Annotated in this window: 14 protein-coding genes; 3 read left to right on the top strand and 11 right to left on the bottom strand. The window is 45.1% G+C overall.

All coding sequences use genetic code 11. The features are described 5' to 3' along the window. Window positions 1-98: 98 nt before the first annotated feature. Window positions 99-1,625, bottom strand: a complete 1,527-nt coding sequence (locus AC4E8D_RS07400; protein WP_339307351.1) for an NAD(P)/FAD-dependent oxidoreductase — start codon at window positions 1,623-1,625, stop codon at window positions 99-101. A gap of 251 nt (window positions 1,626-1,876) precedes the next feature. Next, a complete protein-coding gene (locus AC4E8D_RS07395; protein WP_221819218.1) occupies window positions 1,877-2,815 on the bottom strand; it encodes a DMT family transporter in 939 nt (312 codons plus the stop codon). A 132-nt stretch (window positions 2,816-2,947) separates the two neighbouring features. On the opposite strand from AC4E8D_RS07395, the gene AC4E8D_RS07390 reads away from it, so the two are divergent. Continuing rightward, window positions 2,948-4,357: an aminotransferase-like domain-containing protein gene (locus AC4E8D_RS07390; RefSeq protein WP_490206004.1), complete on the top strand. Its 1,410-nt coding sequence runs from the start codon at window positions 2,948-2,950 to the stop codon at window positions 4,355-4,357. A gap of 147 nt (window positions 4,358-4,504) precedes the next feature. Here the strand turns inward: AC4E8D_RS07390 and AC4E8D_RS07385 are convergent, their stop codons facing one another. From AC4E8D_RS07385 to AC4E8D_RS07355, 7 genes are all read right to left on the bottom strand, one after another. Continuing rightward, entirely contained in the window at window positions 4,505-5,131 is a 627-nt protein-coding gene (locus AC4E8D_RS07385) for an ABC-2 transporter permease (RefSeq protein ID WP_221819217.1), read from the bottom strand. Then, window positions 5,124-5,990 carry an ABC transporter ATP-binding protein gene (locus tag AC4E8D_RS07380; protein WP_490206003.1) on the bottom strand — a complete coding sequence of 289 codons (867 nt, stop codon included), beginning with the start codon at window positions 5,988-5,990 and terminating at the stop codon, window positions 5,124-5,126. The genes AC4E8D_RS07385 and AC4E8D_RS07380 overlap by 8 nt, the downstream gene beginning before the upstream one ends. 5 nt (window positions 5,991-5,995) lie before the next feature. After that, the gene (locus AC4E8D_RS07375) at window positions 5,996-6,370 is read right to left on the bottom strand and encodes a GntR family transcriptional regulator (protein WP_036610760.1); all 375 of its coding nucleotides are present in this window, start codon (window positions 6,368-6,370) and stop codon (window positions 5,996-5,998) included. Between the two features lie 229 nt (window positions 6,371-6,599). Then, window positions 6,600-7,181, bottom strand: a complete 582-nt coding sequence (gene clpP, locus AC4E8D_RS07370; protein WP_490206002.1) for an ATP-dependent Clp endopeptidase proteolytic subunit ClpP — start codon at window positions 7,179-7,181, stop codon at window positions 6,600-6,602. 18 nt (window positions 7,182-7,199) lie between these two features. Then, entirely contained in the window at window positions 7,200-8,075 is an 876-nt protein-coding gene (locus AC4E8D_RS07365; protein WP_221819213.1) for an RNA polymerase sigma factor, read from the bottom strand. A 118-nt stretch (window positions 8,076-8,193) separates the two neighbouring features. After that, window positions 8,194-9,000: an MBL fold metallo-hydrolase gene (locus tag AC4E8D_RS07360; RefSeq protein ID WP_221819212.1), complete on the bottom strand. Its 807-nt coding sequence runs from the start codon at window positions 8,998-9,000 to the stop codon at window positions 8,194-8,196. Between the two features lie 282 nt (window positions 9,001-9,282). After that, window positions 9,283-9,729 carry a hypothetical protein gene (locus AC4E8D_RS07355; RefSeq protein WP_221819211.1) on the bottom strand — a complete coding sequence of 149 codons (447 nt, stop codon included), beginning with the start codon at window positions 9,727-9,729 and terminating at the stop codon, window positions 9,283-9,285. Between the two features lie 243 nt (window positions 9,730-9,972). On the opposite strand from AC4E8D_RS07355, the gene AC4E8D_RS07350 reads away from it, so the two are divergent. Both AC4E8D_RS07350 and AC4E8D_RS07345 read left to right on the top strand, forming a co-directional pair. Beyond that, on the top strand, window positions 9,973-10,497 hold the full coding sequence (locus tag AC4E8D_RS07350; RefSeq protein WP_221819209.1) for a C39 family peptidase: 525 nt from the start codon (window positions 9,973-9,975) through the stop codon (window positions 10,495-10,497). Window positions 10,498-10,557: 60 nt separating this feature from the next. Then, the gene (locus AC4E8D_RS07345; protein WP_221819208.1) at window positions 10,558-11,808 is read left to right on the top strand and encodes a hypothetical protein; all 1,251 of its coding nucleotides are present in this window, start codon (window positions 10,558-10,560) and stop codon (window positions 11,806-11,808) included. Between the two features lie 193 nt (window positions 11,809-12,001). Here AC4E8D_RS07345 and AC4E8D_RS07340 read toward each other — a convergent pair whose 3' ends face one another. After that, complete coding sequence (locus AC4E8D_RS07340) at window positions 12,002-13,066, bottom strand: sulfate ABC transporter substrate-binding protein (RefSeq protein ID WP_221819207.1); 1,065 nt, start codon at window positions 13,064-13,066, stop codon at window positions 12,002-12,004. A gap of 25 nt (window positions 13,067-13,091) precedes the next feature. Further along, a complete protein-coding gene (locus tag AC4E8D_RS07335) occupies window positions 13,092-14,156 on the bottom strand; it encodes a sulfate/molybdate ABC transporter ATP-binding protein (protein WP_221819206.1) in 1,065 nt (354 codons plus the stop codon). Between the last annotated feature and the right edge of the window lies 1 nt (window position 14,157).

The raw sequence follows: 14,157 nt of genomic DNA, 5'->3' as shown, positions 1-14,157 counted from the left end.
ACAATAAAAAATACAATGAATGAGATTACAATGCTAGCTATGAAATTTAAAATTATTCGTTTCATATTTTGCCTACTTTCGCACCACGAATTATTATCTTACTTGCTCATGGCATGCTGGAAAGACTCCAGCAGTTTTTTGATTTGCCCATCAAATTCCAGTTGAAATGACGGAATGATCTCATCTATTCTTTGCTGAAACAGCTCCGGATCTTGGACACCAAGCTCTGCTCTTAACTCCATTTCTTCTTTGGAACCATTGTCGTTCAGGATCATGTTCAGGATTTCACCTTTAAAGTATTCACTTGGAGGAAGGATTAGAGCATTCATCAGGAACTGGGTAAAAAAGAGATGTTTATTATTTTCCTGACTCGCCTTTTTCATCGCCTGCTTAGTAAACAAGTTTATATACTTCTGAGCAAAAGCAACCCCTTTCATTCGGGAAGGCCCAACATGTTCGACCCCTTTCCAACGCAGATCAGCCACAGAACTAAGCCACCAGGCCGGTTCAATGGCCTGCTGCATACGAAGCAACACTTGGCGCTCAAACTGCGGCTCAGGATGCATTCGCTGCTCATCCAAACATTTCGCTATGGTCTCGACTTCAATTGCAGCGACCGTCATGCCTTGGCCATGGATCGGATCGAAACTGCAAAATGCATCGCCAAGGACAAGTAATCCGGAGGGCCAATTCTCCATGAGTTCAAAATGTTGACGGACAGACTCGGAAATACGGTATCCCCGCGGCCCTTGAAAAGGCTCCAGCTGGTCTGCCAATGCTACGATTTCATCCGAAGCAAACAGATGTTTGATTTGCTCTTGGAACTCATCCGGATGAGTTGAAGGATATTCATCTCCCCCTGCGTTGAACAGTAACAGTCCGGCGATATCATTTTCAATGCGCCACAACATGCCTGCACGAATTCCTTGCACAGGATCGGACTCTGTTATCACCGTGCCCCATTCATTTTGAATAGAGGATGGTATCTTATAATAGCGGGTGCTGTAACCAAGCGACACCTTCAGCACTTCCGGCTCAGGCACGGAAAACCCTATCTGTTCAAGCCATCTGATCAATTTGGAAGAACGTCCCGCGGCATCAATAACCATATCTGCTGCAAGCATTTCTTCCCGGTTATCCCGACCTCTTATTTTGGTATACACGCCTGTAATCGAACGCTGATCTTCTGATGCCATTAACCCGGTAACTTCCGTACTCGTTAAGAAGCTTATATGATCTATGTTCTGGACTCGCTGACGCAGTACCCATTCCAGCAGAGCTCTGCTGCTCGATGCAATTTTGAATGAGGAAGCAGCATTCGCCTTATTAACTAATCTACCGTAGCGATTGGCAATCATAAACTTCTCTTCATGTGAAGGAATGGCACCAAGCGCGACCAATTCGTCATTGTATCCGGGAAAGTAATGTTCCAGAATGAGTCCGCCGCGCGGTAATACACGATGTGGATGAAAGGATTGAGGCACACCCTGCCGATTTGCCGGCTCAGAAGGCAATTCATCTCGCTCAATGATACATACCTCATCATAATAATCAGATAACATCCTTGCAGTGATTAACCCTGCAATACCTACCCCGATCACCACAGCTTTTTTCATTTCGGACATCCCACTTCATCCTCTCTAATCCATCATATTTTATCTACACTTGTAGCCCTATCAAAAAATTACTTATAATACCAATATACACTTGGAATCTCGTATCATGTAAGAATCATTGTGTTGATAATATATAGCTAAACTACAATAAGGAACTGATGTAGATGAAAATGATTGATAAAAAGGTGGATTTGAGAGTTACCCGAACTCATAAATTGTTAACGATGGAGCTACTCGATCTGTTATGTGAGAAAGGCCAGCTATTTTAAAACAGATTCGGAAGCCTGCACTGTCATCCTCGCACGACTTCTTTTCTTCAACCAGCTGCTCACCTTCTCATTCATCGCCAGCAGACCTGAAACGACCAGCACTACACCGATCCATGTAACCCAGCTGACATGCTCACCGTAGACAACAGCACCAAGCCCTACGGCAATGGGTGGTGAAATGTATAACCATGTTGCTGGAAACAACGGGTTGGTACGCGACATAATCCAATAGAACAGACTATGCCCCACCATGGAGCCAATGACAGTCAGATAGATCACCGACGAGACGGCAGGCACCCAGTCCAGAGTAGACATATTCCACGATTCTGTTCCGACTGAGAGCAGGGATAACAGCAGTCCCCCATACATCATCTGCACCGCATTGATCGCTATAGGACTAGCCTCCTTGAACTGATGAATAACCTTTTTGGAGTACAAGGCACCTGCTGAATAACAGACCTCCCCCACCAGTACCGCGATACAACCCCACATGAACAGGGAACCTGCACCAAACGATACACCTGGCAACACAACCAGAACCACACCGGAGAACCCGATCAGGCAGCCTGTAATCATACGGGCAGATGTTTTTTGCCGTAACAGCGCCGTCTGCATCAACATAATCATCAAAGGCCCTGTCGCTGACAGAATGGCACCCACACCCGAGCTCACATGCTGTTCAGCCCAATATAATGTGGCAAAGGTGCCGAAGGTCAGTCCCGCTCCCGTCAGCAACATCTCCTTGCGGAACAGGAGCGACCAGCTCACTTTGCCCTTCATCCTCATCCATGCAAACATCAGCGCTCCCGCGATTACAAATCGCAATCCGGCTGACAGAAAAGGCGGCATGCCTGCCTCTACTCCAATTTTAATAGCCAGAAATGTTGTACCGAAAATAAGACACATAACCGTAAATGCAATCCCCACCATGATAACCACTCCTTTATCTGTTCTCCATCATATCTCATGGTCTACAGAACAGAATGAACAAAACAGAACAGTTTTCTCCCATTAGCTGTTACAATAGAGTTCAAAAGGAGTGTGAGCCGGGTGGGCAGAACCATGATGATGACAGATAACAGCCTGAAATTATATGAGCAAGTAATCCATTATCTCATTGTACGTATAGAAGCGGGAGAGTGGGCCGAACATGAAAAACTGCCATCTGTACGAAGCCTGTCCGAGCTACTCGGCGTACATCGTCTGACCGTATTCAAAGCCTATCAGGAGTTAAAAGAACGTGGGAATGTGTATGTGAAGGATAAGTCCGGCTATTATGTCAGTCCAGCAACTCCATTCTCCGTAACGGATCAGGCGGATGATCCCGCTGTGTCTGCCTGGCTGCATTGGGATTCACTTGCACGGGTACAGTCCCTTGAAGCAGAATACCAGTTTTCCAAATCGTTAATCGATCCCTCTCTGCTGCCCAACCGGTATTGGGGAGAACTGATGCGTGATCTGCTGGATCAATATCCCCGTTTGCTCGGAACGTATTCCACAATTCAGGGAGATCTGGAATTGCGAAGTGCGCTGGCAAGCCATCTAACAAAAAAAGAACGCTTCTATCTCTCCGCAGACGAAGTGCTCATTACTTCGGGTGCCCAGCAAGCGATCGATGTCATCTCGCGGACGCTGGTCAAACCCGGAGATCGGGTGTTGATGGAACGGCCTACGTATGGACCGGCAATGGAGATTTTCCGCAAGCAGGGTGCTCGTCTGATCTTTACGGATATTCACTCGGACGGTTATGATCTGGAGCAGATTGAGCATCTGATGAAATCGGAGAAACCACGCTTATTCTACACGACGCCAACTTTTCATAATCCAACCGGCGTTAACGTTCCAGTAGAACAGCGCAAGCAGTTACCCGAACTTGCAGAACAGTATGGATGTTTTCTGCTCGAAGACGACAGCACCTATGATATCTATTTTAAGGAGAAACCTCCTGCACCCATTTTCACCTATGACACCACTGGGCACACCCTGTACATCCGCAGTTACAGCAAGTATGTTGCACCCGGGCTAAGGATTGCAGCCATCATATGCCGTCAGCGTTTCATGCCAGGACTACAGGCTGTAAAATCACTGACAGATAACGGATCGCCCCTTCTGAACCAGAAGCTTTTTCTCCGTTATTTTCAGTCAGAACGTATGCATCAGCATCTGTCCAAGCTGCGGACCGCCATCCAGCTACGGATGGAAGTGATGGAACAGTGTCTGCTGGAAACGGACTGGACGTGGACCCGGCCGGAGGGCGGACTCAACTTTTGGGTGGAGCTTCCTGAGGGTGTGGATACCGGAAGACTGCTTCACCGATGCATGGAACAATCCGTTGCATTCGTACCCGGAACCGTATTTGATTCTTCGGATAATTCAGCCAGTCGCAAGCTGCGCCTGTCCTTCTCTTATGCACATGAACAGCAGATTCGGGAAGGGATGAGCAGGCTCATTACGCTTTCGAAAGAAATGTAAGGTTTCGATTCCCTGGAACTGACGTCACTCCGAAGAATATCAAGTGCAATTGCCCTCTCACCTGCTACATCAAAAAAGTCGCCTTATGGCGACTTTACTTTTTGGTGTTCTATACTCTTTACTCTTTACCTGCAACCCACTCTGTGCTCAAAGATCTTTTCTTGCAAACAGGCGTATCGTAATAAGATAGGATACCAAAAACAAACCTATTATGCCTAACGAAACCAATGCCATTGTCGTTGTGGTAATCATACCGTTCTCGTTGGCCATACTCATGAGGTACGCAACGGGTTGCGCCAGTATAATCATACAGACCATGAATATCGCATTGATGATACCAGCACCTTTTTTGCTAAGTCCGTAGAAAAGAGGCATGTATATGGAAACCAACGCAAGCACCATGCCTATGGAAATGACAATATCCCTAAGTGAATAATTCGGCTTGTTCAGTTCAGGATAATTCAGGTTCACAAGCTCGTGAATTCCGTACGACGCAAGCACCCCGAATAGCGCATAGACTATGGCAGACAAGTACTTTGCTTTTACAATCTGTTTGCGGCTAACGGGGAGCGTGACCAGAAAATTATGATTATGGTTCTTGATATCAATCATGGTTGCCATAATAATGGAACCAAATGCAGTATAGATGCCCACAAAATACATCGACATTTCACTCTGCGGTATGAATGCGAGACTGAATACCACCAGGTATAATGCAATGATCCACAGTGAACTTTTCAGTACAATGAAGTCTTTACGAAGTAGGTTAAGCATATTTGCGTCCTCCCTTCGCCGTAAAATAAATGAGGTCTTCCAACGTAGGTCTTTGTAAAAGAGCAAGCCTGCCAAATAACTGTTCGGCCTCAGCCTTTTGATCCGACAATGCTTCAAAACCAACGGCTGTCTCGCGTATTCCGATGAAATGTTTCCGAATGTCGGAATCAAGCAGACCCATATCCCCTTTTACAATCGTATACCTTTCCAGCACATCATCTTTGGCTTCATTGAACACCAGTTTTCCTTGATGAATAAACGTAATGTAGTCTGCAATACGTTCCAGATCGGTCGTAATATGCGTCGAGAAAATAATGGACCTTGTTTCGTCCTGTATCATATCTGCAAGCAGATCGAGCAGTTCCCGCCTAAATACAGGATCAAGTCCAGATGTCGGTTCATCCATGATCAGCAGATCCGCTTCATGTGACAAAGCTACGGCAAGAGAATACTTGATCTTCATGCCTTTGGACAGATCTTGGATTTTCTTTTTGGGAGACAGTTCGAACTGATCCAAGTAGTCATTGAACGCTTTATTGTCCCATTTGGTGTAGAAAGGAGCGATCATTTGTGTCATCTCACGGATCGTTAGATGCTCATAGTAAAAACATTCATCGGATACAATGCCAAGGCGTTGTTTGATGTCAACTTCCTGATTGGGCATCTCACTGCCCAATGTCTTGAGGCTCCCCATATCGGGATGGATCAGACCCGTGATCATTTTGATCAAAGTACTCTTTCCCGCCCCATTTGGACCAATAAGTCCCGTGATATATCCTTTTTTCACATCCAGAGATACATTATCTACTTTAAATAAAGGATACGTTTTGGTTACATTACGTAATTCGATCGCGTTCATTATGCTTATTCCTCCTCAACCAACAATGTAAGATGATGGATTACATCCTGTGAACTCATGCCCAGTTCTCTGCTCTCACGAATCACTTCGAGCATCTTCTCTTCCAATTGTTTCATCCGCCGCTCTCGAATAAAGTCCTGATTGGCCCCGGATACAAAGCTCCCTTTGCCTACAACTGAATCGATCAGTTTCTCTTTCTCCAGCTCTTCATAGACACGTTTAGTTGTAATAACACTGACTTGCAGATCCTTGGCGAGCTGCCGAATGGAGGGGAGACTATCTCCAGCAACCAATTCTCCGCTCAAGATGCTCTGTCTGATCTGAGTTAAAATCTGCATATAGATCGGATCGCTCGAAGCGTTCGATATTAAAATGTTAATCTTTCCTCACCCCATTGATGTTAAATAATTTTCGGTAGGTATAGTGTATATATATAATATATACACTATACCTACCGATGGTCAATCCTTATTACACATTATTCTCATTCTGATTCGATCCATAGACGTGAATTGGCTAATCTGGACGACAAAAAAGAGGACGTCAGTTTCCTGTTCGTCCTCTTGATTAATCAAGCCCGAAAGGTCCACATGACCTTCCGGGCTACTGTTATGAGCTGGATATGACCTTATCCACCAATCCATATTCGACTGCTTCAGCAGCGGTCAAGAAATAATCTCGATCCGAGTCCTTCTCAATCCGCTCAATTGACTGTCCTGTATGGTCGGCTAACAGCTTGTTAAGGCGTTGACGATGTTGAATGATGCGGTTAGCATGAATCAGCATATCCGACGCCTGCCCCCGCGTACCGCCATGTGGCTGATGGATCATGATCTCACTGTTTGGCAATGCCATACGTTTGCCTTTTGTTCCACCCACCAGCAATATCGTGCCAAAGCTTGCCGCCATACCTGTACAGTTCGTGGAGATATCCGGCTTCACGAATTGCATCGTGTCATAGATCGAAAATCCCGCGGTCACCGACCCACCAGGGCTGTTAATGTACATCTGGATATCCTTCTCCGGGTCCTCTGCAGTCAAAAACAACAACTGGGCCACAATGGCATTTGCCATCTGATCCTCGATCTCCCCGGACACCATAATGATCCGGTCTTTGAGCAAACGTGAATAAATATCATAGCTCCGTTCTCCGCGAGCTGTCTGTTCCACTACATATGGCACTACATTCATGTATGTCGCCTCCTCGGTTTAGGCAACCATGGTGACCGTGTATCCTCCTCCATACGACATCGAATTCGTGCCAGAAGTGGAGTACCCGTACATCATTGGCTGCATGGATGGAGACGGCAAAGCCTGCTGCAAAATTGTACCCGCCACAGCCATCGGATCATCAGTCCGATTCAGGCACAGATCAATAATTCGGGCTGTATCTCCATTACGAAATGCCAGCAGATAGCTGCGCAGTTCCTCCCGATTGTCCTCCACTGCGCCTTCCTCATACTGCAATTCTGTGTCGTCCGATTGTTCCAACCTGTGCCTCACTTCAGCTATGGCAGAGCGGGCTCGACTTAACGCTGCTTTCACTGCGCCTTCTGTTGTATCCAACATTTCCGCAGTCTCTGCCGCCTTATAACCCATTAATTCACGTAATACATATATCACTCGCTGCCACGGAGGTAGCGTATTTACAAGAAGTTGTACGGCAGACTCCAATTCCTCGAATTGCCTTTCCTCCTCCATCTCGTGCAGGAGCGGCTTCAAGCTATCCAATTTATATGCTAATCTCTCCCGCTGACGTAGGATATCAAACCAGCTGTTGCGTGCAATACGAATCAGATAAGCTTCCCAGTTTATATCTTTATTCATCCCATAAGTTCCAACTACACTCGACGACAACACTTTGAGACAGGTCTCCTGAACCAGATCCTCCGTGTCTGGAACTGATTTTGTCAGAGATAAACAATACGCATACAACGAACCCATCAGATTGGGTAGTACGGTATGGATGCTTTGATTCAATTGATTTTTTCTGTCGTTGCCATTGAATTCAATATCGAATTTATCTTGTTTACCATCATCATGTGGTCTGTTGATTCTGCAATCCACGGACTTCACAAAGGCCATCTTGGGGGCCCCCCTTTGCTGGTTCCTGATTGATTTTGACTTACACTATGTAAACGAAGAACCCCTTGTAAAGGATACGCTCTTCTGAATTTATTTTTATTACGCTAGTTAAGTTGGGTTACGCATTCGTTTCCAGCTTTAATGTTCCAAGCGGCACCTTCATCCCGGTAAGGGCAATCGTAATGCCTTGATCCAGATTATAATTCTGCCGTAGATCGACGTCATGAGACATATGTGTAAAATAGGTATGACCCGGTTTCAGTTCCCGCAGCAGCTCCTGCGCCTCACGCATATCGTACACGGAACGTGTTGAAAATTCCGCAAGTTCATGCACAAAGCTTGTTCCAAGCACCAGCAGATCCAGTCCGTGCAACGGCTCTTTCTCGGTTTCTTTCAGGTCAATGGCATCCGAACAATACGCCCAGCTATACCCTTCCCGTTCGAGTCGATACGCATAGGAATAACCGTTTTTACCGTGGCATACTTTCCAGGAATGTACCTTCCAGCCGCCCAGTTCAATACCGTCATCCGTTTCTAGAAAGTCCATATGACGCCCCAACCAGGGAAACTGTCCCTGAATCGTAACAATTACTTCACGTGGTGCATATAAACGCCCCTTTACACCCAGCCAGCGACACGCATCCGCCCATTCCGGCAATCCTCCAATATGGTCAAAATGCGCATGAGTGACAAGTAGCGTATGCACCATACGCAATCCCTGATCCTCCATCTGTGATCTCCAGTCTGGTCCGCAGTCAATCATGAATCCTTCGCTAGCACCATCGCCATCACCGTCAATCAGAACAGAAGAGCGTTTCCGTTTATTCTCTCCCGTAAGCCTCGCCTCTGTACATACGTCGCAATCACAATACACACGTGGAACGCCCATCGCATCGCCAGTGCCCAGAAATGTTAGCTGATCCAATCCGCATTCCCCCTGAATTAATGATATGTAGATTGTAATCGTCAACCTCTGTTTTTGCAAAAAAAGACCATCCCGCTGCAGTTATCCACTGCAATTCGGGACAGTCTGTGGTCTGACCGTTCACCGTCAGACTTTAATTCCATGCTTCGCTCCATTCGGGAGCGTACGCTTCGTCAGCATGTAGTGCAACCTTATAAGCGGGTCATCCGCATGAAGATCAGGACTTACCTTCTAAACAGGCCACGACTGATTAATTCGAGTCACATCCACTCGGCGCTGAAACTACACCAGTGCTCGCAGCTTCAAAGTAAGCTCCCGACCCGCAGGTACATCCTTCGAATCCGTAATGACCCAGTTCGACGCAAGCCGCTTCGCCAGCACCTCTGCCTGCTCCGGTTTCAACTGTAATCCGGTAACGATTCCTTCACCCACCGTGAAATCTTTCTCTGGCTGCACTTTAAAGGCCTTTTCCAACCAGATTCCGAGTCCACCACGTGTGTTAAAGGTAATCCGGTACCCATCTTTTACTGCTGCCTCCAGATTTTCACCATGCTCATCCGCATACGAGAAAAATTCGTTATATCGGTATTCCTCTTCAGACACGGCGTCAAAAGCGGAAACATCTTTCGCTTGAATGGCTTTTAATATTTCTTCCTCAGGCATCCCCTTACCGCGGGCCTGCTCCAGTCGAATCGCTGTACTTTGGGATAATTTGATCTCTGCACTCATCCAACTCACACCTTCCTGCACTATGTAACAATCATGATTCAGTATACCCCTATTATAACCTTTTGGCAGTAAAAAACCTCCATCTCTACTTCCATTGAAATGAAGAGTTAGCTTCCGGTCTCAAGTTTACTTTCATTGTTTTGAAATAGTAACTATCATAGCTTAAAACAACAACAAGTTCTTCCAAAAAAATTAAAAGATTTACAAATTCACAAGGATAAAGCTGAAAGTAAATTCCAAATAATGGCAATTGGTGACTTAAAAACGGTAGGTGTTACCCCTTTCAAACAGGAAACAACATATTGGTGTGGACCAGCTACGTCTAAGCAAGTATTAAATTACCTAAATGGCAGTTCAGAATCACAATCATATTATGCACAAAAAATAGGAACCACAAAAGATGGAACTGACTTTACAGTTGTTGATGACGTACTAAATAATCTTCAATCAAACTATACTTATTCATACTCTACGTCACTTCCAATTGAATCATGGAAGTATGCCATCATGTATTCATCCGATAACTACCATCCAGCTGTGTTAGATTTAAAAATTACAGGAAATGAATTAGAAAATTATACGGGAACTGTAAGCGGACATATAATAAATGTCTCAGGTTATGATTTTAGAACAAATGATGCAAAAGTAAGACTCACTGATCCTTACGATCAAGGAAATAGAGGGAAAACGCATGGTAATAAGTGGTACACACTTGAAAAAGTATGGCAGGCTAATCAAAACCACTTTAGACAAGCAATAATATGGTAAAATTAGGTTAAAGGAGGGGAGCATGCTTCCCTTCTTTACTACTCTACAGGAGGCTTCAACATGAAGGAGAAGTATAAATACATTTATTTCTATCTCATCATTGTGCTTATGTTATTACTTACAGCCTGCAACCGATCAACTCCAGCAAATCAAACTACAGATCCACATTCACTTGAAAAACCTTCTAGTACATTGGAAACTGCACCTGAAACTAATTTAACAGATTTATCTCAAAAGCCAACGTTATCCGAACTGCCACAAGCTAAACCCGATGTTAAATTTAAGCTTCCTTACACTATTGATTCAATTACAATTAAAAATGATATTCTAGAGCGTAACACCATCGTTTCCAGCTATAAAAATGACAACGGCATCGTCACTTTTAGTAGAGATTTTTCTACAACTGAAGAGATGGAGATGGAAATCATTCAGTTTGATACGAAAAATAATACCTATATCTCCCAATACCGTGCTGCGAAAGGCATGATTATTAATACCCTGGTGTCCGTTGGCGATGACTTATTTTGGGTAGAAAATCCATCCAAGTCAACAGATAATACTACTCCATGGAAAATTAAACGAATGAAACGAGATGATCTTGATGCAACCGCTACCGTTTTTGCCGAAGGGATTAGCGAAGATCAGATAGCCGTTCCAGTATTAAGATCCAATCAAGATGAAATTAGCTGGATAGAGAAGAAGATTACCAATCACATCGTGAAGAACGAAGCTTACATTTATAATGTGAAGACTCGTATCAAGACCACGGTAGCCACACAATTTCTAAATGAACAATCAAAGAACAGAGAAGGTATCTTCCTTGATTTACAAAGGCCTGTAAAAGAAGGATTATTGATACAACAAACGGTTTTTGAAAATAAAGATCAGAATAATGAAAAACGGTTTGACATTGTTATGTGTCCTAAAGACCATTCCAAACCTGAGCTTATTGTTAAAGATCGTGAAGACATTTATGATTTCACAGTAAATGAGCAATGGATTGTATTGACAACGGAGAGTACTACTGAAATCTTAGATAGAAAAACAAAAAAACTGATATATTCCATTATTCACGACAGCTCGCTACTCGGTGGATACTCGCCTTTTTTATTTGAAAATCAGCTTATCTACAAACAATCCCCCTATATCATGGCTGTAGATTTAACCACAGGTAATAAACAACGGTTAACCACAAAAGAAGGAAGTTATACCCCTATTACTAATTTCGGGGATATTCTTACCTTTACTCGTATGGATTTTGGAAAGGACAGGACTCAAGCAGAATTATTTTTTGTCAACTTGAATCCTTAGAATACCAACAATACTAATTAATAATATTTCTAGAAAAAATCCTGTTATAACTTACTCTCACTGTAAATGGCCTCCCCATGGTTAGACATTATCTAACCATGGGGAGGCCATTTCAATAATATTCTAAACGATTATCACACAAAACTTTAAGCCTCTGTACTAAGTAAACAAACGTCCAAATTCATAATTCAACCTATAATCCAGCGAGCACCTGATACCACACGCCGCGTTTGGAGTACAACGTGCTGCGTACCTCGTCCCATCCACCCAGATAGTTGATATCAAATAGTCCTTCTGGCGTTGGGAAAGTCGACTCGGTCTGTGCAAATACATCCGGATCTACTGAACGAAAACCATGCTTGGCAAAAATGCGCTGTGCTTCTGGTGTACGCAGATAGGCGACAAAAGCTTCCGCCAGTTCACGATTCCCATGTTTGTCGGCATATTTATTCACCACAACTGCCGGGTTCTCAATCAGGATCGTATTTTTCGGAATGACGATGTCATAATCTACACCTTTGGCGATCCGGGCAAGCAATTCATTTTCATATGTAACAATTACATCACCCACGCCATACTCGAATGCCGCCATCGAAGAGCGCCCACTCTTGTCCAATGATTCAACGTTACGATGTACCTGTTCGAGAAAAGCCTTGGCTGCGGCAGGATCTTTCTTCCCCTCTTGCTCCTCCGACAGTTTCAATCCAGCACCGTAAATGGCATTAATATCCCATTGTGCGCCCCCGGATGTCTTTGGATTGGGGTAAAGCACCTTCACTCCCGGTTTCGTTAAATCCTGAAAATCCTGAATTCCGAGCGGGTTGCCTGCTCTTGTGCCCAGAACAACAATCGAACGGGTGATCATGCCCTCATTCGGAGTCTGTTTCCAATTGGAGCTAACCAGATCAGCCTTGACCAGCTTCTCGATATCACTCTCCATCGCGAGCAAGGCCACATCAGCCTCAAATCCACCAACGATGGCTCTTGCCTGTGTACCCGAAGCTTCGTAGGATTCCTGGAAGTTAATTGTCAGTCCGGTTTTTGCCTTCCACTCCTCCTGGAACTTGGGCAGTAATTCGCCTACAGCATCTTTCGCTACACTATAAGCACCAATCACCAGCGTATTGGATGAATCGTTACCAGCGGGCTCGCTCTGTTCGCTTGCCCCCTCCTGCTTGCTGCATCCAGCGGTCATGCAGACGAGCAGAAGCATGAGGGCAACATATAAGAGTATGGCTTTCTTCTTCCTCGTCTGCATGGGCAGCCCCTTTCTTCCACTTGATCTAAATCATCACCGGCATCGGATCTTCCTTCAGTCGGTTCTCTACCACCCAACTGTTGGAGTCATTGAACAGGTATGCACGGTGTACAAGGACTCGAATTGGTTGACCGATCTCCAATGTCGTTTTCTCCAGGGAACGATATGTGATTAACTTATGACCCTGTACGTCCACCTCTACCATCCATTCACTGCCGCGGAAATGAAGATGTTTGACTGTACCTTTTTCCGTTGCAGACAGCATGGTGAATTCGTTTTTCAAGCCGATCTCAATATACTCCGGTCGGATCAGCGCTTTGGTACCTTCACCCTCAACCGCATGTTCGAATCCTTTCAACTGGGAGGCATCCTCCACAACCGTAGACTCCCCGATAAATGTAGCGACAAAAGGGGTCTGCGGGTTTTTGTATATATCCCAAGGTGTGCCCTTTTGCTCCAGACGACCTTGGCTGATAATCATAATCTCGTCCGCCACTTCAATCGCTTCATCCTGGTCATGTGTTACAAAAATCGAAGTGATTCCTACCCGCTCGATTAGCTCACGTAACCATGAACGCAGTTCCTGACGGATCTTGGCATCAATGGCCGCGAACGGTTCGTCCAGCAATAACAGCTGTGGCTCCGGGGCGAGTGCTCTGGCAAAAGCAACACGCTGACGCTGCCCACCAGACAGCTGATGCGGATAGCGCTGTTCGAAACCTTTTAACCCGGTCAGTTCAACCAGTTCCATTACCCGATCACGGATCTGGGCTTTTGGTGTCTTCTTAACCTTGAGTCCAAAGGCGATATTCTCAAATACCGTCATATGTTTGAACAAGGCATAGTTCTGGAATACAAATCCGATGCCCCGCTCCTGTGGAGGCAGATGGTTCACTACTTTTCCGTGAAAGCGAATCTCCCCGGAACCCGGATTCTCCAGACCCGCAAGCATCCGCAGAATGGACGTTTTCCCGCCTCCGCTGGGTCCAAGCAGACCGATCAGATGGCCTTTGGCAATATCGAATGAGACATCTTTTACCGCATGAAAATCACCGAAATGTTTGTTCAGATCACGGACTTCTACATGCATA

The organism is Paenibacillus sp. SRL342 (genome assembly GCF_984798905.1).
The sequence above is the reverse complement of the archived record's forward strand: the minus strand, read 5'-3'. Positions and strand labels throughout refer to the sequence as shown.

Bases quoted from the DNA above. Each gene is read 5' to 3' on its own strand.
- AC4E8D_RS07400 (WP_339307351.1), bottom strand. From the start codon at position 1,625: ATGTCCGAAATGAAAAAAGCTGTGGTGATCGGGGTAGGTATTGCAGGG.
- AC4E8D_RS07395 (WP_221819218.1), bottom strand. From the start codon at position 2,815: ATGGTGGGGATTGCATTTACGGTTATGTGTCTTATTTTCGGTACAACA.
- AC4E8D_RS07390 (WP_490206004.1), top strand. From the start codon at position 2,948: ATGATGATGACAGATAACAGCCTGAAATTATATGAGCAAGTAATCCAT.
- AC4E8D_RS07385 (WP_221819217.1), bottom strand. From the start codon at position 5,131: ATGCTTAACCTACTTCGTAAAGACTTCATTGTACTGAAAAGTTCACTG.
- AC4E8D_RS07380 (WP_490206003.1), bottom strand. From the start codon at position 5,990: ATGAACGCGATCGAATTACGTAATGTAACCAAAACGTATCCTTTATTT.
- clpP (WP_490206002.1), bottom strand. From the start codon at position 7,181: ATGAATGTAGTGCCATATGTAGTGGAACAGACAGCTCGCGGAGAACGG.
- AC4E8D_RS07365 (WP_221819213.1), bottom strand. From the start codon at position 8,075: ATGGCCTTTGTGAAGTCCGTGGATTGCAGAATCAACAGACCACATGAT.
- AC4E8D_RS07355 (WP_221819211.1), bottom strand. From the start codon at position 9,729: ATGAGTGCAGAGATCAAATTATCCCAAAGTACAGCGATTCGACTGGAG.
- AC4E8D_RS07350 (WP_221819209.1), top strand. From the start codon at position 9,973: ATGGCAATTGGTGACTTAAAAACGGTAGGTGTTACCCCTTTCAAACAG.
- AC4E8D_RS07345 (WP_221819208.1), top strand. From the start codon at position 10,558: ATGAAGGAGAAGTATAAATACATTTATTTCTATCTCATCATTGTGCTT.
- AC4E8D_RS07340 (WP_221819207.1), bottom strand. From the start codon at position 13,066: ATGCAGACGAGGAAGAAGAAAGCCATACTCTTATATGTTGCCCTCATG.
- AC4E8D_RS07335 (WP_221819206.1), bottom strand. From the start codon at position 14,156: ATGCATGTAGAAGTCCGTGATCTGAACAAACATTTCGGTGATTTTCAT.